Source organism: Curtobacterium sp. MCBA15_005 (assembly GCF_001864855.1).
Taxonomy (GTDB): Bacteria; Actinomycetota; Actinomycetes; order Actinomycetales; family Microbacteriaceae; genus Curtobacterium; species Curtobacterium flaccumfaciens.
This window is the reverse complement of sequence record NZ_MJGL01000024.1, coordinates 3,119-4,301: the sequence shown is the minus strand read 5'-3', so window position 1 is coordinate 4,301 and position 1,183 is coordinate 3,119. Positions and strand designations below refer to the sequence as shown.

Genomic DNA, 1,183 nt, shown 5'->3' with positions numbered 1-1,183 from the left:
ACCTGGAACCGGTCCCGCACCGGGATCCCGTACACGTCGACGATGGCCTGGTGGATGGCGTCGGCGATGCCACGGACGGCCTCCGGCGTGCGGCCATGGCGAGGTCGATACGGACGAGCGGCATGGTGCCTCCTGGTTGCTCGGACTTTGTCCTTACATACTAGCAAGCCAGGACAACCGAGTGTCTACAACTTCGGCGTCGGCGCCCCGTACGTCAGCGGCCCGTCGACCGGTGCGACGTCGTGCCACGAGCCGTCGACCAGCGAGGCCTCCGCGGCCTCGACGATCGACGCGGCAGCCAGCCCGTCGGCGACCGAGGGCGCGAGCTGCTCCCCGCGCTGCACGCTCGCGATGAACTGCGCCGCCTCGATCGTCTTCAGGTCGTCGTAGCCCATCGCCGTGCCGGCGCCCGGCTGGAACCGCCCGAACTCCCCGTCTCCGGGAGCGACGTAGTGCATCGCGTACCCGTCGACCTCCTGGCCGTCCAGGTACACCTCGAGCTCGTTGAGGCGCTGGAAATCCCACCGGACCGAACCGCGGGTGCCGTAGATCTCGAGCGTGTACTCGGCGTGCGGCCCACGCATGACCCGACTCGAGTCCATCGTGCCGACCGCACCGTCCTCGAACCGGAACAGCAGCGCGGCGTAGTCCTCGTTCTCGACTGCACCGAGCTCGCCGGTCGCTGCGGCGCTGCGGTCGACGATGCCGGCAGCCGGGCGGGGCCGTGACTCGATGAACGTCTCGGCGAGCGCACTGACCGACGCGATCCGTCCGACCACGTACTGCGCCAGGTCGAGGCCGTGCGACAGCAGGTCGCCGAGCACACCCGATCCGGCACGCTCACGCTCGAAGCGCCAGGTCAGCGGGGCCGCCGGGTCGGACGAGTAGTCGGCGAGCAACGAGCCGCGCACGTTCGTGATCCGGCCGAGCCGTCCGCTGCGGACGAGTTCACGGGCGCGCTCGATCGCCGGGGCGTGCCGGTAGTTGAAGCCGACGCTCGTGATGACTCCGGCACGCTGCACCGCCTGGTGGATGGAGCGCGAGTCGCTGGCGTACCGTCCCATCGGCTTCTCGATCCAGAACGGCTTGCCCGCCTCGGCCGCGGCGACGGCCATCTCGCGGTGCAGGAAGTTCGGCGAACAGATCGACACGACGTCGACCGCCGGGTCGGCGAGGACCTCGT

1 protein-coding gene is annotated in these 1,183 nt (G+C 70.0%); it reads right to left on the bottom strand.

The window, feature by feature from the left end; all coding sequences use genetic code 11:
• Nucleotides 1–185 precede the first annotated feature (185 nt).
• The coding region (locus BIU89_RS11720) for a Gfo/Idh/MocA family protein (RefSeq protein ID WP_071246736.1) at nt 186–1,183 on the bottom strand (998 nt) is incomplete at its 5' end.